Source organism: Catalinimonas locisalis, from assembly GCF_038039535.1.
Lineage (GTDB): Bacteria > Bacteroidota > Bacteroidia > Cytophagales > Cyclobacteriaceae > Catalinimonas.
Genome location: NZ_JBBPHP010000002.1, coordinates 244,785 through 268,175 on the forward strand (window position 1 = coordinate 244,785; position 23,391 = coordinate 268,175).

Here is a 23,391-nt window from a genome sequence, read left to right on the forward strand (position 1 = left end):
GCGCGTTTCGTTCATGGAACGTAATAAGATGAAAATAAGCATAGTAATAAGGGCGAAGCTGGTTTTTTTATCATATTTGTGTACAATATTTGTATAGCTTTAACTTCTTACTTTTTGATTTCAGGGAACAAATCCACAGAGTAATATATTTTTAGGGTATGAATAAATATTATATAGTTTTATCATTTCTCTTTCTTTTTTCGGTTTTCAACCTTCATGCCCAGGATGAAGGAAAGATTACAATTGAATTTCCCGATGGAGAAAAGTGGAATGAAGTCAATGAAGGTACTACGCTTGAATTTAAACTTAATGCCAGTGGAGGATTGAGTGGCAATTATAAGTTTTCTGCGAGTAGTGAGCATGCGCTTAATTTTCAACTCAATGAAGATGGCTTCTTTCGTTGGCAACCCGCATACGACCTGGTTACTCCTGATGAAAGAAGAAAAAACTACTCTATTTTATTTGAAGTATCTAATGAAGGTGGTCAGGTAAGTACGCGTCAGGTAGAATTTATCATAAAAAACCAGCCTAGAGTATCTGCATTTTTCAACATTAAGCCATTCTATATCAAATCCGGTCAGTCCAATACCTACCCACTTTCTATACAAGGCAGTGACTATTCGTTTACACTTATTGAAGGTACCAGCCCTGAAGGTATGAAGATAAGCAATGCTGGTGTGATCAGCTGGACTCCTACGGCTGAGCAGTTTGCCTCTCTACAGAAAAATCCACTTACTGTAGAGTTTATGGTAGAAGATAAGGTGTATGGAGATCAGATACCAGGCACGCTGGAAGTAGCCGCATCTCCCGAAACGGCAGAACCTGTAGTAAAAACTCCAGAACTCAAGCTGGTTCTACCGGAGGGTAAGAGCTGGAATGTTGTGAGTGAAGGTAATACCCTTACTTTTCAGCTAAGTGCGAGTGGAGGAAAAGACAAGCAGTACACATTTAATATGGTACAGGGCGCCTCAGAGGATGTGGGTATTATATTTGACGAACAAGGAAACTTCTACTGGACACCATCTTATGATTTGGTAGACAGACTGGAAGAAACCAAAACTTTTCAGGTCATCTTTGAAGTGAACAACAGTAGTGGAGAAAGTGACCGCCGACAGGTAAACCTGGTGGTATACCATACTAATCGTCCCCCTGAAATTGCTGACCTCAAAACATTCTACGTTCAATACAATGTGCTCAATGAATATCAGTTGAGTAGTGCCAATGCTATCACCGATCCTGATAATGATCCATTGGTGTTTAAGCCAATACTGGCTCAGATGCCGCAGGGTATGACACTTTCCGGCCAGGGAGAGCTTAGCTGGAAACCTTCTTACGGTCAGTATACGCGGCTTCAAAAGGAGCCTATGAAACTGGAGTTTATCGTTGAAGACCAACCCTATAAAGCCCAGACCAAGGGTACTTTACGTATTGCAGTGACTCAGCAGGATCATCCTCCTGAAATCTCTGTAGTGCCCAATGAAAACGAATTTAGCATTCGGGAAGATGAGGCACTGAACCTGAAATTTTATCTTTCTGACCCTAATGGAGATCAGGATATTACCAGTTTTGATTTTGTTTCAGAGACCAATAGAATTCCTAAAAGTTCACTGATCAAAAATGATATGACTCAGTGGGAATTTATCTGGAGCCCTGGTTATGACTTCTTCCTGGAGCCGGGTATGAAAGATACCTATGAAATTACTTTTTTTGTGGTGGACAATTCCAATCAACGAGCACAACGTACGATAAGCGTAACCGTAGAGGATGCTGAAAACCTGGAAGAAAAAGACCGCCTGCTTTATAATCAGTACCGTACTGGTCTGGTAAGAATGTGGAGCCTGATGGAACAGTTAAAAGACAAGCAAAAAGAACTACAGAAAGAGTATAAAAAGGCCAAAAAAACCAAGAAGCACCGGGCAGTAACTACTGCTTCACTGGGGGCTATCACGGGTCTTTCTCCGGTGGTGTTGTCCGACAACCAGCAAACTCAAAAATATGTGAGTGGGGTGGGAGGTACCACTTCTATGACCATCGGTAGTTTGGAGGCCAGTAATGTAATTGGTAGAGATCCTAGTGGGGTATTTGAAAAACTAAGTTATATCACCCAAAAGCTTAACGAACTGGAGACCCAGGGTAATGTATTTGCCGGAAAATATGCGCTTTCAGCCACCCGCCGACAGGGTTCTTTTAATGAAGACCTTAAAAAAGTAATTGAGCTTATCAGTCTCAAAGATGTAACTACCCTGGAGCTTGACCCTACCTGGGAAAACCCTAAAAAACCAACTGACAAAAATATTCAGGATACTTTTAAAGACTTCAATCCTGACCCTGAGAAATCATCATTAATTAATGAGTAAGCAAAAACCGACTATACCTAAAGGTACCCGAGATTTTGGGCCGGCCGAAATGGCCAAACGCAATTATATCCTAGATCATATTCGTGAAGTATACCGCCGATACGGCTATCAGCAATTGGAAACCCCCAGTATGGAAAATTTATCGGTGCTTACCGGTAAGTATGGAGATGAGGGAGATCAATTACTTTTTAAAATATTGAATTCAGGAGATTTTCTCTCCAAAACTGAGCCTTCAGATTACAATAATGGCTCAGCAGCTTTGCTACCAAAGATTGCAGAAAAAGGCCTCCGTTATGATCTCACGGTGCCTTTTGCCCGCTACGTGGTAATGAACCAGAGTGAGATTACTTTTCCTTTCCGCCGCTTTCAGATACAGCCGGTCTGGCGGGCAGATCGTCCTCAGAAAGGACGTTATCGTGAATTTTACCAATGTGATGCTGATGTGGTAGGTACAGACTCTCTTACCTGCGAAGCAGAGATTGTACTGATGATAGAAGAAGTTTTTGAGCGCTTAGGTGTTAAAGACATCAGTATCAAAATCAATAATCGTAAGATACTGGCAGGTTTGGTAGAAGCCGTGGGTGCGCAGGGCAAAGAAAGTGACCTGCTGATCGCGATTGATAAACTGGATAAAATAGGGCAGGATAAAGTCATTGCTGAGCTGGAAGAGAAAAATTTTAGTCAGGCTGCGATTGATAAGCTGATGCCTATTTTTAATGTGGAAGGAAATAACCAAAGTCGTCTGGAAAGTATACGTATACTTCTTTCCGGGTCTGAGACTGGCTTAAAGGGAGTAAATGAAATTGAGGAAGTCATAGAAAGAGTGAAAATGATGGGTTCAGAAGCCGCTTCACTGGAGTTTGACATAACACTGGCCAGAGGCTTGTCTTATTATACCGGGGCAATATTTGAGGTGAAAGCCAATAACGCAGTAATCAGCAGCAGCATCAGTGGAGGAGGGCGTTATGATGACCTTACTGGTGTGTTCGGTATGCCCGGTGTTTCAGGAGTAGGTATCTCTTTCGGTGTTGACCGTATTTATGATGTGATGGAAGGCTTAGGCCTGTTTCCGGGAGAAAATCTTGCCGGTACACAGGTTTTATTCATCAGCTTTGACGAAGAAACTGAAAAGCACGCACTCGGCTTATTAAGTAAAGTGCGCAAAGCAGGCATAAGCGCTGAAATCTATCCTGACCAGGTAAAGCTTAAGAAGCAGTTTGCTTACGCAGACAAAAAAAATATCCCTTATACGATAGTGGTAGGGGCAGATGAAATGCAGAAACAGGCTTACGGCCTAAAAAATCTGAAAAGTGGGGAGCAGGAAAATCTGAAGATAGAGGAGATCATTGGCAGGCTCAGACAATGAATGCTGATCATCTGCGTTTTATGTAACAAAACGAAGCCCAACCATCACTGCATTGCGAATTCGTATACTCTTAAGCTTACTCTTATGCTGCTGTAGCCTGGCATTTACCGCTCATGGGCAGGTGCAAAGCCCTAAGGAGCGCTTTGAAGTAAATATCACCAAAGGTTGTGCTCCGCTAACAGTTACTGCGATCAACCTTTTCGCGGATATACCGGATGTACCCATCGTTTGGAATTTTGATTGGGATGGAGACGAAGGTAACATCACAGTTGATCCGGATGCTTCTCCGCAAAGTGCAAGTTTTGAATATACTGAGCCCGGTACTTACAGGCTATTGCAGGTGATAGGAAATATTAATGATCCTATTGATACAATTATCATTGAAGTGATGGAGCCCAGAGAGCCGCAGTATACAGTTTATAATTGCATCAATAACACAGTTTACATAGACTTTAGCGAAGAGGATTATTACGATCAGCTATTTTTTGATTTTGGGGATGGTGGAATTCAAACGGTTGCGACTGATCAGGAATTTTTAACCTATCAATATTTTGATGAGGGAGAGTATACAATTGCTGCGGAAGGACTTTTTGAGGATGGAGCACCTAATTGTGGCCTGGCTGATACCACAATAAGCACCGTTGAAAACCTGGAAATTGCTACTTTGTCGCAAGTCAGCGTAGAAAGTGAGCAGGAAATTCAGATGACCTTTGAACTGGCCGACCCAAATGTTTCTTATCGGCTGGAAGTAGATGAAAATGGTAGTAGCGATTTTAATTTTGCTTCCATAGACTTATCAGGAAACAGCAGTGACTACACCTGGAGTGACTCTAATATCAATACCCGTGATAATTATTATTGCTTTCGCATAGTGGCGGTGAACCGCTGTGACGAAAGCCTTAATCAATTTTCAGACACTGTCTGCAGCATTGCACTACAGGCTACGGCAGAGGATCTTCAGAATCAGCTGGAGTGGCAAAGTGAAGGATTTACTTCCTTTCAGCTAAACCGGGATGGTGATCAGCTTGCTGAGCTTAGTGCTACATCCTATACCGATTCTGATGTCTCCTGCCAGGTAGATTATGTGTATAGCATTGTGGCAGAGCGCGACGGAGCGCGTAGTATTTCTCTGGAAGAAAGTGTTACCGCTATTTCTACTACAATACCTTTAGCGCCTGGCAACCTGGAAGCAGAGTTGCAGGGAACAGGTGCACTATTACAATGGCCCGCAGTAAATGAAGCGGAGCAGTATTACATCTACCGTTCAGAGGATGGGAGCAACAGGCAGTTATATGATTCACTACAGCAGGGTACTACCAGTCTTTCGTACATTGAGACACAGGAGCTTACTGTGGATGTAGAATATTGTTATCAGATATCATACATCAATGCGTGTGGTAATGAGTCTGAGTTAAGTGAAGAAGCATGTATTATCCTACCCCAACAGGCCAGAGTATTCCTTCCTAATGCTTTTACTCCCAATGGAGATGGTCTCAACGATACTTTTGTGTACAAAGCAGAGCTTCTGGAGTCTGTACAGTTTCAGATATTCAATCGCTGGGGCGAACTGTTATTTTCAACTACTGAGTTAGGTACAGGATGGGATGGAATCTATCAGGGAGGTTTGGCTCCTCAGGGTACATATCTCTACGTTTTACAAGTAGTAGATCAGTTAGGAAATTCCTTCAGTAGATCAGGAAAGTTTACACTGCTTAATGCAGCACCTTGAGATAAACAAGCATGCTGTAAATTACGTTGAATAAATTCTATATTTACGAAGTCTTATTTTACATATAATTGAGAAAGCTATGTTTGACATGAATAAAATGATGGAGAAGGTGAAAGAAGTGCAGGAGAAGATGAAAGAAGCACAGGAAAAACTGGAGGACATTACTGCTACAGCAGAAGCAGGAGCGGGTATGGTAAAAGCTACCGTAAACGGTAAAAAGGAAGTAATAGATATTGAAATTGATAACGATATCATAAAGCCCGAAGACAAAGAAATTATTCAGGACCTGGTGGTTGCAGCTATCAACAAAGCGCTGACAGAGGTAGATGCAAAAGCCAAAGAAGAAATGAAAAAATCAACCCAGGGTTTTATGCCTAATATACCAGGATTTGATTTTGGGAATATGGCCTAATGGAGCAGGCAGCAGTAATCATTTTAAATTATAATGGACTTCATTTTCTGAAGCAGTTTTTACCCTCAGTCGTCAAATATAGTAAGGGGCACCGGGTGATCGTAGCAGATAATGGTTCTACTGATGATTCGCTTGTCTACCTAAAAGAGCATTTTCCTGAAGAAGTAGAGATTATCGCTTTCAAGGAAAACTACGGTTTTGCCAAAGGCTATGACTTAGCACTTCAGCAAATTGATAATAAATACAGTATACTCCTGAATTCAGATGTAGAGGTAACTGAAAACTGGATCAATCCTCTCATTGAGTTTATGGAAACAGATGATAACATAGCAGCCTGTCAACCCAAGATCAAGGCCTATCATCAAAAAGATACCTTTGAACATGCCGGAGCTGCCGGCGGATTTATTGATCTCATTGCTTATCCGTTTTGCCGGGGACGCATACTGGATACTCTGGAAAAAGATCAGGGACAGTATGATGACATCAAGCAGGTTTTTTGGGCAAGCGGAGCCTGCTTTTTTGCCAGAACAGAGGTTTATAATCAATTAGGTGGGTTTGATGATATTTTTCATGCTCATATGGAGGAGATTGATTTGTGTTGGAGAATCAACGCTTCCGGTTATAAGATTTTTTATCACCCTGGTAGTACAATATATCACGTGGGAGGAGGGACCATGCCAGCAACTAATCCCAAAAAAACATACCTCAATTTCAGAAACAGTACAGGAATGCTGTACAAAAATTCTTCATCAGCAAGTCTTTGGTGGAAAATTCCTGGCAAAATGATGATAGATACATTAGCTGCTTTGAAATTTCTTTCAGAAGGAAAAATAAAAGATGCTCAGGCAGTTATGCTGGCAAATGTACATTTTCTTGTTAACTTGGAGCGCTGGAATAAAAGGCGCATAGAAGTTAGGAAATTACATTCTGTGAAAATAAGAGAAATCATTTACCCTAAAGTGCTGGTTTTTGAGCGGTATCTGAAGCAGAAAAAAGTCTTTAGCCAATTCAATTTTTAGTTCCAGATCTGATTGTATTGTCTTCTTAGGTGCCTTCTTAAGTTCATAATAAAGGCTAAACCCATATAAATAAGTAGAGGGGAGCCGAAGGTGAGAAATGAGGCGTAAATAAAAAATAATCTGATACTGGAAGTTGAAATACTCAGTATTTCACCCAGGCGGGTACATACGCCAAATGCTTGTTCTTCAAAGAAATGCTGTAACTTTCTCATATTCATAGAGTAAAAACAAAACAAAAATGTAATCATTTTGTTCAAATCTTATCAAAAATAACTATTTTTTCGCCAAAATTGTAATATTGGTAATAACCTAATAATTTCGCATCACCAACTAACCAAACTTTTAAATTATGAATCAAGTGAAAAATTTACTGTTTACTTTTATACTTCTTGGCTTGGTCGCTTTTTCGGGGTGTAACTCCCTTAAGAAGATGGTTAAGATGGCTGAAGATCAGGAACTGACTGTGGAACCTTCTCCTTTGGAAGTTCACGGAGATCAGGTTGATTTTGAGATGTCAGCTGTACTACCAGTCAAAATGCTGAAAAAAGAGAAAGTATATACTGTTAATACTTTCTACAAGTATGGCACTGACAGCGTAGAAGTTGGAAGTATTGAATTCCGTGCTGAGGATTTTCCTAATGGAGCGGAGCAACAGCCTAGAAAATCAGAGTCTTTTTCTTTTGCTTACGATGATGAAGCAATGGATGATGGATACCTAATGGTACAAGGTGTAGCTTCTGACCCTAATTCAGGCAAGACTGCTTCAACTCCTATGTTACAGGTAGCTGAAGGTTTAATTACTACTTCACAGCTTGTACAGGTACCTTCAGGATTAGACGGCGTATTGTATGCAGATCATGGATACAACACTGCAGAAGAATTAGAGCCTACTTACGTTAACTTCTATTTTGCTCAAGGTAGCTCTTACCTGAGACCTTCTGAAGTGCGCAGTGACCGCGGCGAAAGATTCAGAAACTTTATTGCTGAAAAGAACGTGACCCGTTCAGTGACTATCACAGGTACTCACTCACCTGAAGGACCTGAAAGAGTAAACGAAAACTTATCTCAAGATCGTGCTGCTCGTATTGAAGAATATTACAGAACTCAGATGGATCGTTATGATTATTCTGATGCTGCTGATGAAATTAACTTCATCCTTAAGCCAGTAGTAGAAGACTGGAGTGGATTGAGAGAAGCTCTACAAGAATATGATGGTTTGGACCAGTCAGAAAAGCAGGCTTATTACGACATCATTGATGGCTCTGGTACTTTTGAGGAAAAAGAAGATCAAATGCACCAATTGCCTACTTACAACGAAGTCTTCAGAGAGCTTTATCCTGATTTGAGAGCTGCTAAGACAGAGGTTTTAACTGTAAAAGAAAAGAAAACTGAATCTCAGATTTCTGTACTTTCTAAGCAGGTTTCAGAAGATGCAGTGCAATCTGATACTCTTTCTGAGCAAGAATTGCTTTATGGTGCTACTTTAACACCTTCATTGGACGAGAAAGCAGCTATTTACGAGAAAGCCATTGAACTACATAATAGCTGGGTAGCTCATAATAATCTTGGTGCAGTATACTTGCAGCAGGCTATGGAAGCTAGTGAATCTGAAATGGAAGATTATCTTGGTCAGGCTCAGACTCAACTTGAGACCGCTGCTCGTATGAATGATAATGCTGAGTCTCATGCTAACCTGGCTATCATCTACGCTCTGCAGGGCAACAAAGAGAAAGCCATGGATGAAATCTCTAGTGCCAGCGGAATGCAGCCTACTATGCAGGGAGCAAGTGCTTCTATCAATGGTATCAAAGGTGCTGTAGAGATTATGCTTGCAGAGTATGATCAGGCTGTCTCTTCTCTTTCAAATGCATCTGAAAGTGCTGTAAACCTCTTCAATCTTGGTTTAGCTCAGATACTTTCTGAAAACTACGAAAATGCAATTACCAGCTTTGAAGAAGCACTTAGTGAAGACAGTGATTTCGGATTAGCCAGCTATGGTATTGCCGTGGCCAATGCTAGACTTCAGAATGAAAGCGCTGTGTATGAAGCATTAGGTAATGCTGTGAGCGCTACTTCTGAACTGAGAGAAAGAGCTGTTACAGATCTTGAGTTTGCAAATTACAACGAATCTGATCAATTCAGAAACGCACTTCAATAGTTCAAGTTTAAGATTTGGTGATGAATTTATTAAGCCTTCCTATCGTAGGAAGGCTTTTTTCTTAATATTGATGTCATCAAGCTTCATGTTATTTTGTTAATTAGGGGCTGAAATACTAATTTTAAACTCTTTATACAACTAAGGATAAAGCATGAGAGAAATACAATTCAGAGAGGCCATACAGGAGGCCATGTCAGAAGAAATGCGCAGGGATAAAAATGTATTCCTGATGGGAGAAGAAGTAGCCGAATATAATGGTGCTTATAAAGCTAGCCAGGGAATGCTGGATGAGTTTGGGCCAGAACGCGTGATTGATACTCCTATCGCTGAGTTAGGCTTTACTGGCATTGGTATAGGGGCTGCAATGAATGGCCTAAGACCTATTATTGAATTTATGACATTCAATTTTTCACTGGTGGCAATTGATCAGATTATCAATGGCGCTGCAAAAATGATGTCTATGTCCGGTGGGCAGTTACCGGTACCTATTGTATTCCGTGGACCAACCGGTAATGCAGGACAGCTAAGTTCTCAACACTCTCAAAATTTTGATAATTGGTATGCCAATACTCCTGGGTTAAAAGTAGTTGTTCCAAGCAACCCTAAACAGGCCAAGGGGCTACTTAAAACCTCTATACGCGACAATGATCCTGTGATCTTTATGGAATCAGAGTTGATGTATGGTGATAAGGGAGAAGTACCAGAAGATAATGAGTTTTTACTTCCTCTAGGTAAGGCTGAAGTAGTCCGTGAAGGAAGTGATGTAACCATCGTATCTTTCGGAAAAATGATGAAAGTAGCTTTTGAGTCAGCAGATGAACTGGCTAAAGATAATGTCAATGCTGAAGTTATAGATCTGATGACGATACGTCCGATAGATTATCAAACCGTGGTTGATTCAGTAAAGAAAACTAATCGTCTGGTAATAGTGGAAGAAGCCTGGCCCTTGGGTGCAATTTCGTCGGAAATTACTTATCATATACAACGCCATGCTTTTGATTATCTGGATGCCCCAATCCGAAGAATTAATAACTGGGACGTGCCTCTTCCTTATGCACCAACCCTGATAGAAGAAATCTTGCCTAATGCCAAAAAGACTATACAGGCATGTAAAGATGTAATGTATATTTCATAGAAATTAAACTTATTATAAAAAAAGAGCAGCTTAAAACTGCTCTTTTTTATGCCTATGAAAAAGGATTGATATTGGCTAAACCTTTGTTATTGCCCATCTTGTTCATTTTCTTCATCATTTTTCGCATTTCTTCAAACTGCTTCAGTAAATTATTTACCTCTTGTACGGAGGTTCCGCTTCCACTGGCTATTCTTTTTTTACGGCTACCATTGATTACATTGGGTGCACCTCTTTCTTCAGGTGTCATAGATCGGATTATTGCCTCAATGGGCTTAAACGAATCATCATCAATATCAATGTTTTTAAGTGCTTTATTCATTCCCGGTAACAAGCCTAACAAATCCTTGATGTTACCCATCTTTTTAATTTGCTGAAGCTGAGATAAAAAATCGTCGAAATCAAATTGGTTTTTGCGAATTTTCTTATTCAGGCGTTCTGCTTCTTCTTCATCAAAGGCCTGTTGAGCTTTCTCCACCAAAGTGGTAACGTCACCCATGTCCAAAATTCGGCGAGCCATACGGTCGGGATAAAAAATGTCAATAGCATCCATTTTTTCACCGTTGCTCACAAACTTAATAGGCTTCTCTACTACCTTTCTGATAGACAGAGCTGCACCACCCCTGGTATCACCATCAAGTTTGGTTAAGACTACGCCATCAAAATCAATACGTTCATCAAAAGCCTTGGCTGTATTTACTGCATCCTGACCAGTCATGGAATCAACCACAAAAAGTGTCTCAGAGGGCTTAAGCGTTTGTTTGAGCGAAGAAATTTCATCCATCATCGCTTCATCTATTGCCAAACGCCCAGCGGTATCCACAATCACTATTTTTTTGCGATTTTGTTTGGCATAAGCGATAGCATCCTGGGCAATTTTTAATGGATCTTTAGTTTCCTTATCTGCATAAACATCCACTCCCACCTGTTCACCTAAAACCTTTAACTGATCAATAGCAGCAGGTCGGTATACGTCACAAGCGGTTAGTAAAACTTCGCGGTTTTGCTTTTTTAAATGATTTGCGAGCTTACCGGAGAAAGTAGTTTTACCAGAACCTTGTAAGCCTGAAATTAGTATGATGGCAGGATCACCACTCACTTCAATATTGCTCTGTGTGCCACCCATCAGATCAGTTAGCTCCTCTTCTACGATTTTGGTAAGCAGCTGTCCTGGAGAAACTGAGATTAATACTTTCCGGCCAATGGCCTTTTCTTTAATGGAGTCTGTGACTTCTTTAGCTACTTTAAAATTAACGTCAGCATCAATGAGTGCTCTGCGTATTTCTTTAACCGTCGTTGCTACGTTTACTTCAGTGATGGCACCCTGTCCTTTGAGGGTTTTGAATGCTCTATCTAAACGCGTACTTAAACTATCAAACATATACTTTCTCTTTTATAGTTTGTGCAATCTTGAGTATGATTTTTAAGGATAATAATTACAAATCCCTAACCTAAAAACCTGAAAGTGTTGAATTTAACGAGATACATATATCTCACACAAAATAGTGCTCATTATACAAGCTCCTTAATTAATTCAACGTTCAAAGTTCGTGAAAAAAAAGGCGCGATAAAAGGCCAAAACTCATGAATGCTAAGAATAATACCTTTCAGCTTAACTCTTGTATTGATGATGTGGTAGCTATAATAGAGTTACTTAAAAATTCAAAATACCTCATCACTTTTTAAGTTAAATGAAGAAAGGATACAAATCCAGAAGTTAAAGGATCTCTGGCTAGTGTACTGTTGTTTTATACCATGTTTGGTATTTCAAAGTAGCTTTGTGAGCAAAACAAAGAAGGTTTGTCTTCTGAAATTGCCCATTTCATATGGCACGCCTGGGTTTTGGCTAGACAATAATTCTAATTTGGTATTATCCATCCTGAGTAAGAAAGTTATTCTTTTCTAAAAGATAAGTTTAATAAAATCCTCTTCTTTTGTTGTGCTAGCAGTTTTACAATTCTCAGCAACTTAAATACGGGTTTTTAAGACTGTAATGCCAATGAGAAAACTGTAGTACTTTATTCAAATTTGTTTTTTCTTGGAAATAAAAAAACTCCCAAATAAATAAATTAATGGATATTCATTATTAATAAAATTATATTTTATTATATTTGTTATAATAATAATCATATTTAAACTAAATATTATCTAATGAGTATCCTAGAACTTCTGACTGGCAAAAAGAAAAAAAGAGCTAAAGGTCACCTTAGTAATCTCTTTGCAGTTGCGGCCTCCGATGGGTCTTTTGACGGATTGGAAATAGATTATCTACTTTCTATGGCTCAGCGGTATAATATTTCGGAAGAAGAAATAAAGATGATCAAAGACAATCCTCAGGCATTTGAATATGAACCTCCTGTCAATGACCGGGAACGTTTTGATCATTTGCATCACTTGGTTTGTATGATGCTGATAGATGGAGAAGTACATGATAAAGAACTAGAAATTTGTAAGAGACTAGCATCTACTTTGGGATTGAAAAAAGAATTTGTAGATGATTTTATTCAGGTAATTAAGGAAGATCCCGAAAGAGAAACGCCTACAGAAGTAGTAATAGGTAAACTACTCAAATTAGCTCAGGAAAGAGAAACCAATTAGATTAAAAAAGAGGAATAAAAAAGATATTTTTAGGATACGGCTGTTTCGCTTTATATAAAGCGAAACAGCCGTATTTTTTTTTATATATTTGTTGAATAACAAAAATTAAAGTCGTAGACCAAATCTAATTAATCCGAAAATTTGACTTTCAAAAAATTTAAATTTCAAGCTGAACTTCAGGAAGGAATAAGTGCGATGGGGTTTGAAGAACCAACTCCTGTTCAGCAACAAGCCATTCCTCCCATATTATCAGGAAAAGACGTAATTGCCTGTGCACAAACAGGAACCGGAAAAACGGCGGCATATCTTTTACCCATCCTCAATGATCTGGTTAAGCAGCCCTCTGAAAATATTAGTTCTTTAATCATTGTTCCTACCCGGGAATTGGCTATGCAGATTGATCAACAGTTGGAAGGCTTTTCATATTTCACTGCTGTAAGTTCAATTACAATATATGGTGGAAGTGATGGTGCGACTTTTGACAGGCAGAAGTCTGCTCTAAAAAAAGGTACTGACATAATTATTGCCACGCCCGGTAAGCTAATGTCTCACTTGAACTTGGGTTACGTAAACCTTAAGCACCTCCGACATTTTATCTTGGATGAGGCTGATCGTATGCTGGATATGGGCTTCTATGAAGATATCATGCGGATTGCCAGTTATCTGCCTGAAAAAAAACAAACATTAATGTTTTCAGCAACTATGCCTCCCAAGATCAGGCAGTTGGCTAAAAATGTGCAGGTAGATCCTGAAGAGATCAATATAGCTATCTCTAAAACTGCCTCAGGAATACTCCAAGCTGCTTTTATACTATATGACAATCAAAAACTTCCATTACTTGAGCACCTTTTAAAAGCCAAAAAAGTAGGTTCTCTGATCGTATTTTGTGCCCGTAAGGTAACAGTAAAAGAGATCAGTAAAGCATTGGATAACCTTGACTATCAGATTTCTGCCATACACTCTGATCTTGAACAAAGTGAAAGAGAGGAGATTATGCGCAAGTTCCGTAACAAACAGATTCAGGTGTTAGTCGCTACAGATATTTTATCCAGAGGGATTGATGTGGAAGGAATAGAATTAGTCATCAATTATGACGTACCGAACGATGCTGAAGATTATGTGCATCGGGTAGGAAGAACAGCTCGCGCAGATAAAAAGGGAGCAGCCTTTACTTTTGTTGGCCCCAAAGAACAGCGGTCTTTCAGCCAGATTGAAAAGCTCATAGAGAAAGATATCACCAAAGCAAAATTACCGGATTATATTGGCGAAGGGCCTGCTTATAATCCTGGCTCTTCCGTTAAAGGAAAAGGTAAAAGCTTTCGGAAAGGAAATAAGAGGCGAAAAAAGAATGAATAATAAAAATTAATCTTCCCTAAGCTTGGTAATTACTTCAATTGGAGTATGTAGGGTTTTATGCACTGGGCATTTGTTAGCGATTTCTATCAGTCTTTCCTTTTGTTTTTGGCTGAGTTTTCCTTCTAATTCTATTACTCTTTCAATCTGATCTATTTTTTGTGCTTCATCTTCACAAGCCTCACAATCTGCAGAGTGAATTTTCTGGTGTTGAAGGTGTACTCTAACTTCCTTGAGAGGCCATTTTTTATGGTTTGCATACATCCTAAGGGTCATGCCGGTACACGCTCCCAAACTTGCTGATAATAACTCATAAGGTGATGGCCCTAAATCACTTCCTCCGGCATCTATCGGTTCATCTGCGATGAGGGAGTGTTCGTCAGTCATAATCTCAGTAATGAAGCTTTCCTGGGTCCGCGTCACTACCTGCTTATCGGTACGAAGAGGAGTTGTGTCCTGCGTTTTGATGTAGCGACTTACCCAGCTTGCAATTATGTTTCCGGCGTATAAAGAATCATCTTTATTGGTAAGTAAATGGTCAGCCTGGTCCAGGGAGATAAAGGATTTGGGATGGAAGGTTTGCTGATAAATATCAGCTGCATTGTCAACAGATACAATTTTGTCTACTGGCGAATGCATAATGAGCAGAGGTGTTCTGATGTCTGCTAACGCATGTTTTTCTTGGAATTGAGTTAAATCATCCAGAAACTGTTTTTTAATTGTAAATGACCGACCCCCGATATCTACTTCAGCTTTACCCTCTCTTTCTATCACAGCCGTATCTTCATGAAAAAGCCGGGTCACATGACCAGGAGAGGAAGGCGAACCAATGGTAACAAGTGCTTCTACGGATTTGATCTTGAGGCTGGCAATCAGTACAGCAATCCCCCCCAGCGAATGGCCGATAAGTAATTTGGGGGCTTCAAAGCTATCTTTCAGAAATTCTGCCGCGGCTATCAGGTCCTGGATATTAGATGAAAAGTTGGTATTTGCAAAATCTCCTTCACTTTCGCCTAAACCAGTAAAATCAAACCTTAATACTGCAAACCCTTTCTGGGTAAGCGCACGGCTAATATTAGCAATGGCATTGAGGTTTTTTCCACAAGTAAAACAGTGAGCAAAAAGCGCAAACGCTTTGGGATGCCCATTGGCTGGTTTTTCAAGACGTGCCGCCAGTTCATGACCCTGAGCATTTTCAAACTTAACTTTAATAGCTGACATATGAACTTCTTTTGAGCGAAAGGTAAGCAGATTAGCGTCAAGTTAGAAACCCTGGTGCTGACAAAAATGGAGTAAGTTAAGTAGAAGAGACGTGTTTAACTTGAAATAAATGGGGGATAATAGAAAAAGACAGCCCATGTTTGGACTGTCTTTAGTAAAGAGTAGCGAAGACGGGAATCGAACCCGTGACCTCAGGGTTATGAATCCTGCGCTCTAACCATCTGAGCTACCTCGCCATAAAAAGTCACCGTGAAACGTTCACCATGAGTAATTTCAAACCCAAAAGACATTTAACACTTAACAAAATTGTTAATTGTATCCCGCCTTTTGCGAAATGAGTTGCAAAATTACGAACTTACATTTTAAGTACAAGTTTCTAAGGGATAAAAATTTTTTCAATGAACAAATTTTGGTTGTTGGTCTAATAAAATAATTATACATTGCACAAAGGCAGGTTTGCATAAGGTAAGCCTATAACCGTATTCTATATGGAAGATCACCATTTTACGGCCGAGTTTGAGTTTAAAGCATCTCAAAAAATGCTTTATCCCTATCTGAATACCCCAGGAGGTTTGGCGCAGTGGTTTGCTGATGATGTCATTGTCAATGATGACAAAGTGCTTATTTTTTTCTGGGATGAAGAACAGCATAAAGCCCGTATTGCCTCTCAACGTCTGAACAGATCAATTAAGTTTGAATTTCTGGATGGAGAAGAAGAAACTGATAGCAGTATTAATAGCAATAATGGACATTCTGATTCTCCCTACATTGAGATAGACCTGGACTCCAATGAACTTACAGGCACAGTATTTATGCGGGTGACTGATACAGCCACCTCTGATGATTCCGATGAACTACATGAAATTTGGCAACAACTCACCGATAGTCTTAAGGAAATAGTAGGTGGTTAATAAAATTCTCCTGATTTTTATCTTTTCTTTGTCAAATCTCTTTCAAAATGAATATTTGAGCCACTTCTTGCGTTAAGAGAGAAGAATGAAAAAACTGGATAAATTTATTATATCGTCCTTTGTAGGACCGTTCCTGCTTACTTTTGTAGTGGTGGTCTTTATTCTCTTGACGCAGTACATGCTCAAATACTTTGATGACTTTGTGGGCAAAGACTTGGGAATGGATGTTTTCGCCGAGCTCATCATGTACTTTAGCATCAACATGACTCCTGTTGCTTTGCCCTTAGCAGTATTGTTGTCATCCCTGATGACATTCGGGAATATGGGAGAACACTTTGAACTGACTGCTATCAAAGGAGCAGGAATCTCTTTGACCCGTGCAGTAAAGCCTCTGTTCTTCTTCGTGCTCTTGATCTCCTTTCTAGGTTTTTTGTCCAATAACTATGTAGTACCTAAGGCAAACCTTAAAGCCTATAGTTTATTGTATGACATTAAGCAGAAAAAACCTGCTTTAGATATCCGTGAAGGTGTTTTTTATGGAGGTATTCCTCAATACGAGATTAAGGTGAATAAAAAATATCCTGATGGAGAAACATTAAAAGAGATTATCATCTATGATCACCGAAATGGTCTGGGTAATAAGAACGTGATCCTGGCTGACTCTGGTCGTATGTATACCGTGAATAATGAGCGTTTTCTAAAACTTGAACTGTACAATGGAAACCGTTATTCAGAAGAAAATATGCCGGGTACAAGGGGGAGTGTTAGCAATGATACGCGCTTTACCCGTAATAGTTTTGATGCCACCACGATGGTATTCAGCCTTGCTTCTTTTGATATGCAAAGAACGAAAGAAGAATATTTTGCTCAGCACAGGAGAATGAAAACTATGGGTGAACTGGCAACAGCCATTGATTCACTCTCAGGTGAGAAGCTGGCTATTGAATATCAAGCCTTTACCAGTTCTCCTACTTTCTATACATATCATTTGCGCTATGACTCCCTGATGCCGGAAGATATTCGTCAAAAAGCGCTGGCAATGGCTGAGAGCGATACCAGTCTGCTTACATACGAGACCGATACCATAGCGGATGATAGCCTGAGGGTGAGTATTGAGCGTCATCAACAGGAAATGAACGAAGTCTCTAATTCTGCCCGTTTACGTATGCTTAGGCAGGTAAAAGAACAGGCAAAGCAGCAACAGCTTGGAAGTAGTAGCCGTCCACTTAAAAAAGAAAAATATATCCCCACTAAGGTAGATTCAAGTCTGATTCAGCGTACCGATACTTCCATCTCGGAGACTGAATATAGCTCTGTGATCGCTAAAGCGCTCAACCAAAGCAAAACTATAAACAATACATTACAGATCAATACCTCCAAAATTCAAAAGCTTGAGAGAGAGGTGAATAAAGATTTGTATGAAAGCCGCAAGAAGGTTGCTCAGGCTATATCCTGTATCATCATGTTTTTGATTGGAGCACCACTAGGAGCGATTATCAAAAAAGGAGGATTGGGTTTTCCTGTACTGATTTCTATTTGCTTCTTTATTGCTTTCTATGTTTTGACAGAAACGAGCAGAAAATGGGCTGATGAATTGCTGATGGATGCAGAAATTGCCGTCTGGTTTCCAAATACCGTCTTGTTACCTTTTGGCGTTCTATTTATGCTTCAGGCACGATTGGATACCCGGATATTAGAACCTGACTTCTATAAAGTGTGGCTGGACAAGCTGAATCGCAGGATTAGAGTGTTTCGCAGAAAGTTGGCACTACAATAAAATTAAGCCAGATCGTGACAAGTATTGTTTCTATGAACTTGTAGAAAGAATAAGTAGTTTGTTATGCAGAAAAAAAAATACTATTAAATTGCAGGCTATTTTGAAAAAATCCTTTATAGTATCTACCTTTGTGCAAATTTTTGAAGAACCATACTTTATATAAGCATGTATTTAACCAATGAAAAAAAGCAGGAAATATTTGAAAAACATGGCAGTGGTAAGTCTAAGTCTGACACTGGCTCTCCTGAATCACAAATAGCACTTTTTACGCACAGAATCAATCACTTGACTGAGCATCTTAAAAATAATAAGAAAGATCACTCATCTCGTTTAGGTTTATTGAAGCTGGTAGGTAAGAGAAGAAGACTGCTGGAATATCTTCAGACCAACGATATTGAGCGTTACAGAGCTACATTAGCTGATTTGAATCTGAGAAAATAATAATATCCGGGGAATCTTATAACGATTCCCCTTCTGCATTCCATTCGTTCCCTTTTTTTTTTCTTATCTTTTGTTGATAACTCTATTATATAGCTTACCAATCGGTTTTTAACCATTTCAGCTGGCCTTAGTTATCATCTTCACTAGATGGAATACTTTTAGAAATTTTAGATTTTAGATATGCACCTTAACGCAATTACAAAAGAAATTACACTTGCTGATGGCAGAACGATTACCATAGAAACAGGTAAATTGGCAAGACAGGCTGACGGAGCCGTAGTAGTACGCATGGGCGATACAATGTTGCTCGCTACTGTGGTGGCTAACCGTGAAGCTCGGGAAGGCGTAGATTTTCTCCCTTTATCTGTAGACTATCAGGAAAAGTTTGCTGCAGCTGGTAGAATTCCTGGAGGATTTATCAAGCGGGAAGGAAGGCTCTCTGAACATGAAATCCTGGTGAGCCGTCTGGTAGACAGAGCACTACGACCTATTTTTCCTGAAGATTTTCATGCCGAAGTTCAGGTGAATATTAACCTGATTTCAGCTGACAAAGAAGTGATGCCTGATGCGTTGGCAGCGTTAGCAGCTTCTTCAGCTATTGCTGTTTCTGATATTCCTTTCGGTGAGCCTATTTCAGAAGTTAGGGTAGTGAAATCTAATGGTGCTTATATCATTAACCCCAATGCCAAGCAAACCGAAGAGGCTGAGCTTGATATGATAGTAGCTGGGTCCAGCAAAAATATTATCATGGTAGAGGGTGAGATGAGTGAAGTAAGCGAAGCTGAAATGCTTGAAGCTATCAAAGCTGCACATGAGGCTATCAAAATTCAATGTCAGGCTCAAAAAGAGCTTTCCGATCAGCTCAATCCTAACAAACGTGAGTATGAGCATGAGGTGCATGACGAAGAATTAAAGAAGGAACTCTTTGATAAATATTATGACCAGGTATACGCTATCTATGCTGAGGGTATTTCCAGTAAAGAAGTACGTAAGGAGCGTTTTAAAGAAATCAAAGACAGCTATACTGAAAGCTTGCCTGAAGAGCATGAGATTGATTTAGGTCTGGTAAGTAAGTATTTTGGAGAGATTCAGAAAAAAGCTGCTCGCAATCTGGTGCTAGACGAAAAGAAAAGACTTGATGGCCGTAAATTGGATGAAGTTCGTCCTATTTTCTCAGAGGTTGGCTATCTACCTACCGCCCATGGCTCTGCTATATTTACCAGAGGAGAGACTCAGTCATTAACCACAGTGACTCTGGGTACTAAGCTGGATGAGCAGATGATTGATGGTGCTATGGTTTCCGGAAGCAATAAGTTCATTCTACATTATAATTTCCCTGCCTTTTCTACAGGTGAAGTAAGGCCCAATCGTGGTCCTGGCCGACGTGAAATTGGTCATGGAAACCTTGCTTTCAGAGCACTCAAAAAAGTTTTGCCTAAAGATGAGGATAATCCTTACACCATTAGAGTTGTATCGGATATTTTAGAATCTAACGGTTCTTCATCAATGGCTACGGTATGTGCAGGGTCTCTGGCGCTTATGGATACAGGTATTCCTATATCCGCTTCAGTATCAGGTATCGCCATGGGGCTAATTACCGATAGTGAGTCAGGGAAATATGCTGTGTTATCCGATATTTTAGGTGATGAAGACCACTTGGGCGATATGGACTTCAAAGTAGCCGGAACCAGTAAAGGTATAACAGCATGCCAGATGGACATCAAAATTGATGGACTTTCATTTCAGGTATTGGAAGAAGCACTGCAGCAGGCTAATCAGGGACGACTACACATCTTAAATGAGATGAATAAAACTATTTCTGCGCCCAATGAAAGCCTTAAACCAAATGCTCCCCGCTCAGTATCGCTTAAAATTGAGCGAGATATGATTGGTGCCTTAATAGGTCCTGGTGGTAAGGTAGTACAGGAAATCCAGAAAGAAACCAACACCACTATCGTGATTGAGGAAATAGGTGATAAAGGGCATGTAAACATATTTGCTTCTGATGAGCAGGATATGAACAAAGCACTTTCCCGAGTAAAAGCGATTGTTGCAGTGCCTACAGTAGGTGAAACTTATGATGGTACAGTGAAATCCATCATGCCATTTGGTGCATTTGTTGAGTTTATGCCAGGCAAAGATGGTCTGCTACATATATCAGAAATTAAGTGGGAACGCGTGGAAAGTATGGATGGGGTAATGGAAGTGGGTGAGGAAGTAAGAGTTAAGCTGGTAGATGTAGATAAAAAGACCGGAAAGTATCGTTTATCAAGAAAGGTACTTCTGCCAAAACCTGAAAAAAAGCAATAGCATAGAAATTGTAGCATTTCAAATAGTTTTTAGAAAAAGTAGCGTATTAGTTTGATATCCTACGTCCTAAAGGAACTAACAAATCACCTATGCTTGTTGCATGCTTGTACATCACAAAAATCAAACAAACCCTAAGTGAATGAGACAACTAAAGATTAGTAAACAGATTACTAATAGGGAAAGTCAGTCGCTGGACAAATACCTGCAAGAGATTGGAAAAGTTGATTTGCTTACGCCAGATGAAGAAGTAGATTTGGCAAAGAGAATACGGTCAGGCGACCAACTTGCTCTTGAAAAGCTTACTAAAGCTAACCTAAGGTTTGTTGTTTCAGTAGCTAAACAGTATCAAAATCAAGGTTTGACCTTAGGTGACCTTATCAACGAAGGTAATCTGGGCCTAATCAAAGCCGCACAAAGATTTGATGAAACGCGTGGTTTTAAGTTCATCTCTTATGCGGTATGGTGGATTCGCCAATCTATTCTACAAGCTTTGGCTGAACAATCCAGAATTGTGAGATTGCCCCTTAACCGAGTAGGATCACTTAATAAGATTTCTAAAACCTTCTCAGAACTAGAGCAAAAGTATGAAAGAGAGCCTTCTCCTGACGAACTTGCTGATGTTTTGGAAGTGACTACCAATGAGGTAGTAGATACCATGAAAATTTCAGGTAGACATGTTTCTATGGATGCCCCTTTCGTACAGGGTGAAGAAAACAGTCTGCTTGATGTATTGGAGAATGACACCGAAGAGACTCCTGACTCATCTTTGATGAATGATTCGCTTCGCAGAGAGGTACAGAGAGCGCTATCTACCCTTACCCAGCGTGAGGCTGATGTGATTACCCTCTACTTCGGTCTTAACGGCGAGCATGCGATGACATTGGAAGAAATTGGAGAAAGATTTAACCTTACCCGTGAGCGCGTAAGACAAATCAAAGAAAAAGCAATTCGCCGTCTGCGTCATACTTCACGTAGTAAAGCATTAAAGCCTTATTTGGGCTAAGAATATTTTATCTTTATAGATTACAGAAGGTCTCCCATAAGAGACCTTTTTTGTTTTAAGGTAAAGCAATAACTTTGTTTATTAGCCAATCGTATTAATAAACGAATATCCATATTTTCATATATAAAAATATAATTCAGAAGAAATGACGAAAGAAAAAGTCAACTTATTAATATTAGGATCGGGTCCTGCCGGTTATACTGCAGCTATTTATGCATCTCGTGCCAATCTTAATCCTGTACTTTATCATGGAGATCAACCAGGGGGGCAGTTGACGATCACTACTGATGTTGAAAACTACCCGGGATATCCTGAAGGGATTATGGGGCCTCAGATGATGATAGATTTTCAGAAGCAGGCTGAGCGTTTTGGAACAGATATCCGTAACGGGCTGGCTACTTCAGTAGACTTTTCTTCATATCCTCATAAAGTAATCATAGATGAGCAGCATGAAATTGAAGCCAAGGCAGTAATTATTGCTACCGGTGCTTCTGCTAAATGGTTGGGCTTACACTCTGAAGAAAGATTAAATGGCAGGGGAGTTTCTGCCTGTGCAGTTTGCGATGGTTTCTTTTTCCGCGGACAGGAAGTAGCTGTAGTGGGTGGCGGTGATACTGCTGCAGAAGAAGCCAGCTATTTGTCTAAGCTCTGCAAAAAAGTATATATGCTGGTAAGGAGAGATGAGATGAGGGCCTCAGCCATTATGCAACAACGCGTTGAAAGTGCAGATAATATTGAAATATTGTGGAATACCGAAACCGAAGAGATACTTGGGGAAGAAGAAGTTGAAGCAATGAGGGTTGTAAATAACCAGACTGGCGAGAAAAGAGAAATTCCTGTTCAGGGTTTCTTTGTAGCGATAGGGCATCAGCCCAATACTGCTATCTTCAAGGACTATATTGATATGGAGGAAAGTGGTTATATCAAGACGATTCCCGGTACTGCCAGAACAAATGTAGAAGGAGTATTTGCTTCAGGAGATGCCCAGGATCATGTATATAGGCAGGCTGTAACTGCTGCGGGGACAGGATGTATGGCTGCGCTGGATGCCGAACGTTTTCTGGCAGCCAAAGAGTTGGGAATAGTAGAAGGTATCCCAACAATTTCTATGAAAGAATAAAAGAATAGTAAATTTAATAAAAATTAAGGGCTTCAATTGAAGCCCTTTTTTTACCTTTCCATCGTAAAGTGTTTGATACCACACTCTTCAAATTCATCTCCAACAATTTCAAAGTCAAATCTTTTATAAAAATTAATGGCAGAAGTTTGTGCATGCATATAAATTTTCTGCTGGCTGACATTTGGGTCATTTTGTATATCATCCAGTACTGCGCGCATAATACTTTGCCCAACTCCTGTCTTGCGGCAGTGTTTTAGTACAGCAAACCTTTCCAGCTTAATTCCACAATCAGTGGCTCTCCATCGGGCTGTTCCACATGGATTACCATCTTTATCAAAAGCGAGGAAATGTGTTGAAGTGTTTTCAAACTCATCAAACTCCTCTTCAGGAGCTACTTCTTGTTCTTTGATGAATACTTCCTCTCTTATTTTAAAAACCTGCTCAAGTTCTGGCTCATTAACTACTTTTCTTACGCTAACCAATG

19 protein-coding genes and 1 tRNA gene are annotated in these 23,391 nt (G+C 39.9%); 15 read left to right on the plus strand and 5 right to left on the minus strand.

Annotated elements, in window-relative coordinates; all coding sequences use genetic code 11:
* Positions 1-158: 158 nt before the first annotated feature.
* From WJR50_RS04590 to WJR50_RS04610, 5 genes are all read left to right on the plus strand, one after another.
* Positions 159-2,357: a hypothetical protein gene (locus WJR50_RS04590; protein ID WP_341292055.1), complete on the plus strand. Its 2,199-nt coding sequence runs from the start codon at positions 159-161 to the stop codon at positions 2,355-2,357.
* Complete coding sequence (hisS, locus tag WJR50_RS04595; RefSeq protein WP_341292056.1) at positions 2,350-3,723, plus strand: histidine--tRNA ligase; 1,374 nt, start codon at positions 2,350-2,352, stop codon at positions 3,721-3,723. Before WJR50_RS04590 ends, hisS begins: the two co-directional genes overlap by 8 nt.
* Positions 3,724-3,775: 52 nt before the next feature.
* A complete protein-coding gene (locus WJR50_RS04600; protein WP_341292057.1) occupies positions 3,776-5,452 on the plus strand; it encodes a T9SS type B sorting domain-containing protein in 1,677 nt (558 codons plus the stop codon).
* 79 nt (positions 5,453-5,531) lie between these two features.
* Positions 5,532-5,864, plus strand: a complete 333-nt coding sequence (locus WJR50_RS04605) for a YbaB/EbfC family nucleoid-associated protein (RefSeq protein ID WP_341292058.1) — start codon at positions 5,532-5,534, stop codon at positions 5,862-5,864.
* The gene (locus WJR50_RS04610) at positions 5,864-6,883 is read left to right on the plus strand and encodes a glycosyltransferase family 2 protein (protein WP_341292059.1); all 1,020 of its coding nucleotides are present in this window, start codon (positions 5,864-5,866) and stop codon (positions 6,881-6,883) included. Before WJR50_RS04605 ends, WJR50_RS04610 begins: the two co-directional genes overlap by 1 nt.
* Here WJR50_RS04610 and WJR50_RS04615 read toward each other — a convergent pair.
* Complete coding sequence (locus WJR50_RS04615; RefSeq protein WP_341292060.1) at positions 6,880-7,095, minus strand: PspC domain-containing protein; 216 nt, start codon at positions 7,093-7,095, stop codon at positions 6,880-6,882. The two genes, WJR50_RS04610 and WJR50_RS04615, sit on opposite strands and share 4 nt — an antisense overlap.
* 137 nt (positions 7,096-7,232) lie before the next feature.
* Between WJR50_RS04615 and WJR50_RS04620 the strand changes: the two genes are divergently transcribed.
* Complete coding sequence (locus tag WJR50_RS04620; protein ID WP_341292061.1) at positions 7,233-9,041, plus strand: tetratricopeptide repeat protein; 1,809 nt, start codon at positions 7,233-7,235, stop codon at positions 9,039-9,041.
* Between the two features lie 151 nt (positions 9,042-9,192).
* Positions 9,193-10,176 (plus strand): pyruvate dehydrogenase complex E1 component subunit beta, encoded by a 984-nt coding sequence (locus WJR50_RS04625; protein WP_341292062.1) that lies wholly within the window; start codon positions 9,193-9,195, stop codon positions 10,174-10,176.
* Positions 10,177-10,228: 52 nt separating this feature from the next.
* Here WJR50_RS04625 and ffh read toward each other — a convergent pair whose 3' ends face one another.
* Positions 10,229-11,554, minus strand: a complete 1,326-nt coding sequence (ffh, locus tag WJR50_RS04630) for a signal recognition particle protein (protein ID WP_341292063.1) — start codon at positions 11,552-11,554, stop codon at positions 10,229-10,231.
* A 770-nt stretch (positions 11,555-12,324) separates the two neighbouring features.
* Here ffh and WJR50_RS04635 point away from each other — a divergent pair.
* Together WJR50_RS04635 and WJR50_RS04640 are read left to right on the plus strand one after the other, a co-directional pair.
* The gene (locus WJR50_RS04635) at positions 12,325-12,771 is read left to right on the plus strand and encodes a tellurite resistance TerB family protein (RefSeq protein ID WP_341292064.1); all 447 of its coding nucleotides are present in this window, start codon (positions 12,325-12,327) and stop codon (positions 12,769-12,771) included.
* Positions 12,772-12,912: 141 nt separating this feature from the next.
* Complete coding sequence (locus tag WJR50_RS04640) at positions 12,913-14,127, plus strand: DEAD/DEAH box helicase (RefSeq protein ID WP_341292065.1); 1,215 nt, start codon at positions 12,913-12,915, stop codon at positions 14,125-14,127.
* A 6-nt stretch (positions 14,128-14,133) separates the two neighbouring features.
* Here WJR50_RS04640 and WJR50_RS04645 read toward each other — a convergent pair whose 3' ends face one another.
* Positions 14,134-15,345, minus strand: a complete 1,212-nt coding sequence (locus WJR50_RS04645) for a bifunctional alpha/beta hydrolase/OsmC family protein (RefSeq protein ID WP_341292066.1) — start codon at positions 15,343-15,345, stop codon at positions 14,134-14,136.
* A gap of 162 nt (positions 15,346-15,507) precedes the next feature.
* A tRNA-Met gene (locus WJR50_RS04650) sits at positions 15,508-15,581 on the minus strand.
* A 252-nt stretch (positions 15,582-15,833) separates the two neighbouring features.
* On the opposite strand from WJR50_RS04650, the gene WJR50_RS04655 reads away from it, so the two are divergent.
* From WJR50_RS04655 to trxB, 6 genes are all read left to right on the plus strand, one after another.
* Positions 15,834-16,256 (plus strand): START-like domain-containing protein, encoded by a 423-nt coding sequence (locus WJR50_RS04655; protein ID WP_341292067.1) that lies wholly within the window; start codon positions 15,834-15,836, stop codon positions 16,254-16,256.
* 85 nt (positions 16,257-16,341) lie between these two features.
* The gene (locus tag WJR50_RS04660) at positions 16,342-18,033 is read left to right on the plus strand and encodes an LptF/LptG family permease (protein WP_341292068.1); all 1,692 of its coding nucleotides are present in this window, start codon (positions 16,342-16,344) and stop codon (positions 18,031-18,033) included.
* A 165-nt stretch (positions 18,034-18,198) separates the two neighbouring features.
* The gene (gene rpsO / locus WJR50_RS04665) at positions 18,199-18,474 is read left to right on the plus strand and encodes a 30S ribosomal protein S15 (protein WP_341292069.1); all 276 of its coding nucleotides are present in this window, start codon (positions 18,199-18,201) and stop codon (positions 18,472-18,474) included.
* 180 nt (positions 18,475-18,654) lie between these two features.
* Positions 18,655-20,784, plus strand: coding sequence for a polyribonucleotide nucleotidyltransferase (gene pnp, locus WJR50_RS04670; protein ID WP_341292070.1), 2,130 nt, complete (start codon positions 18,655-18,657; stop codon positions 20,782-20,784).
* A gap of 139 nt (positions 20,785-20,923) precedes the next feature.
* Positions 20,924-21,787 carry a sigma-70 family RNA polymerase sigma factor gene (locus WJR50_RS04675; protein WP_277478054.1) on the plus strand — a complete coding sequence of 288 codons (864 nt, stop codon included), beginning with the start codon at positions 20,924-20,926 and terminating at the stop codon, positions 21,785-21,787.
* A gap of 145 nt (positions 21,788-21,932) precedes the next feature.
* Positions 21,933-22,907, plus strand: a complete 975-nt coding sequence (gene trxB, locus WJR50_RS04680) for a thioredoxin-disulfide reductase (RefSeq protein ID WP_341292071.1) — start codon at positions 21,933-21,935, stop codon at positions 22,905-22,907.
* 50 nt (positions 22,908-22,957) lie between these two features.
* On the opposite strand, the gene WJR50_RS04685 is transcribed toward trxB, so the two are convergent.
* On the minus strand, positions 22,958-23,389 hold the full coding sequence (locus tag WJR50_RS04685) for a GNAT family N-acetyltransferase (protein ID WP_341292072.1): 432 nt from the start codon (positions 23,387-23,389) through the stop codon (positions 22,958-22,960).
* Between the last annotated feature and the right edge of the window lie 2 nt (positions 23,390-23,391).

Excerpts from the sequence above, each read along its gene's own strand:
- WJR50_RS04615 (WP_341292060.1), bottom strand. The coding sequence starts at position 7,095 with ATGAGAAAGTTACAGCATTTCTTTGAAGAACAAGCATTTGGCGTATGT.
- WJR50_RS04625 (WP_341292062.1), top strand. The coding sequence starts at position 9,193 with ATGAGAGAAATACAATTCAGAGAGGCCATACAGGAGGCCATGTCAGAA.
- WJR50_RS04675 (WP_277478054.1), top strand. The coding sequence starts at position 20,924 with ATGAGACAACTAAAGATTAGTAAACAGATTACTAATAGGGAAAGTCAG.
- hisS (WP_341292056.1), top strand. The coding sequence starts at position 2,350 with ATGAGTAAGCAAAAACCGACTATACCTAAAGGTACCCGAGATTTTGGG.
- WJR50_RS04610 (WP_341292059.1), top strand. The coding sequence starts at position 5,864 with ATGGAGCAGGCAGCAGTAATCATTTTAAATTATAATGGACTTCATTTT.
- trxB (WP_341292071.1), top strand. The coding sequence starts at position 21,933 with ATGACGAAAGAAAAAGTCAACTTATTAATATTAGGATCGGGTCCTGCC.
- WJR50_RS04620 (WP_341292061.1), top strand. The coding sequence starts at position 7,233 with ATGAATCAAGTGAAAAATTTACTGTTTACTTTTATACTTCTTGGCTTG.
- WJR50_RS04635 (WP_341292064.1), top strand. The coding sequence starts at position 12,325 with ATGAGTATCCTAGAACTTCTGACTGGCAAAAAGAAAAAAAGAGCTAAA.
- WJR50_RS04645 (WP_341292066.1), bottom strand. The coding sequence starts at position 15,345 with ATGTCAGCTATTAAAGTTAAGTTTGAAAATGCTCAGGGTCATGAACTG.
- rpsO (WP_341292069.1), top strand. The coding sequence starts at position 18,199 with ATGTATTTAACCAATGAAAAAAAGCAGGAAATATTTGAAAAACATGGC.
- ffh (WP_341292063.1), bottom strand. The coding sequence starts at position 11,554 with ATGTTTGATAGTTTAAGTACGCGTTTAGATAGAGCATTCAAAACCCTC.
- WJR50_RS04655 (WP_341292067.1), top strand. The coding sequence starts at position 15,834 with ATGGAAGATCACCATTTTACGGCCGAGTTTGAGTTTAAAGCATCTCAA.
- WJR50_RS04660 (WP_341292068.1), top strand. The coding sequence starts at position 16,342 with ATGAAAAAACTGGATAAATTTATTATATCGTCCTTTGTAGGACCGTTC.
- pnp (WP_341292070.1), top strand. The coding sequence starts at position 18,655 with ATGCACCTTAACGCAATTACAAAAGAAATTACACTTGCTGATGGCAGA.
- WJR50_RS04605 (WP_341292058.1), top strand. The coding sequence starts at position 5,532 with ATGTTTGACATGAATAAAATGATGGAGAAGGTGAAAGAAGTGCAGGAG.
- WJR50_RS04590 (WP_341292055.1), top strand. The coding sequence starts at position 159 with ATGAATAAATATTATATAGTTTTATCATTTCTCTTTCTTTTTTCGGTT.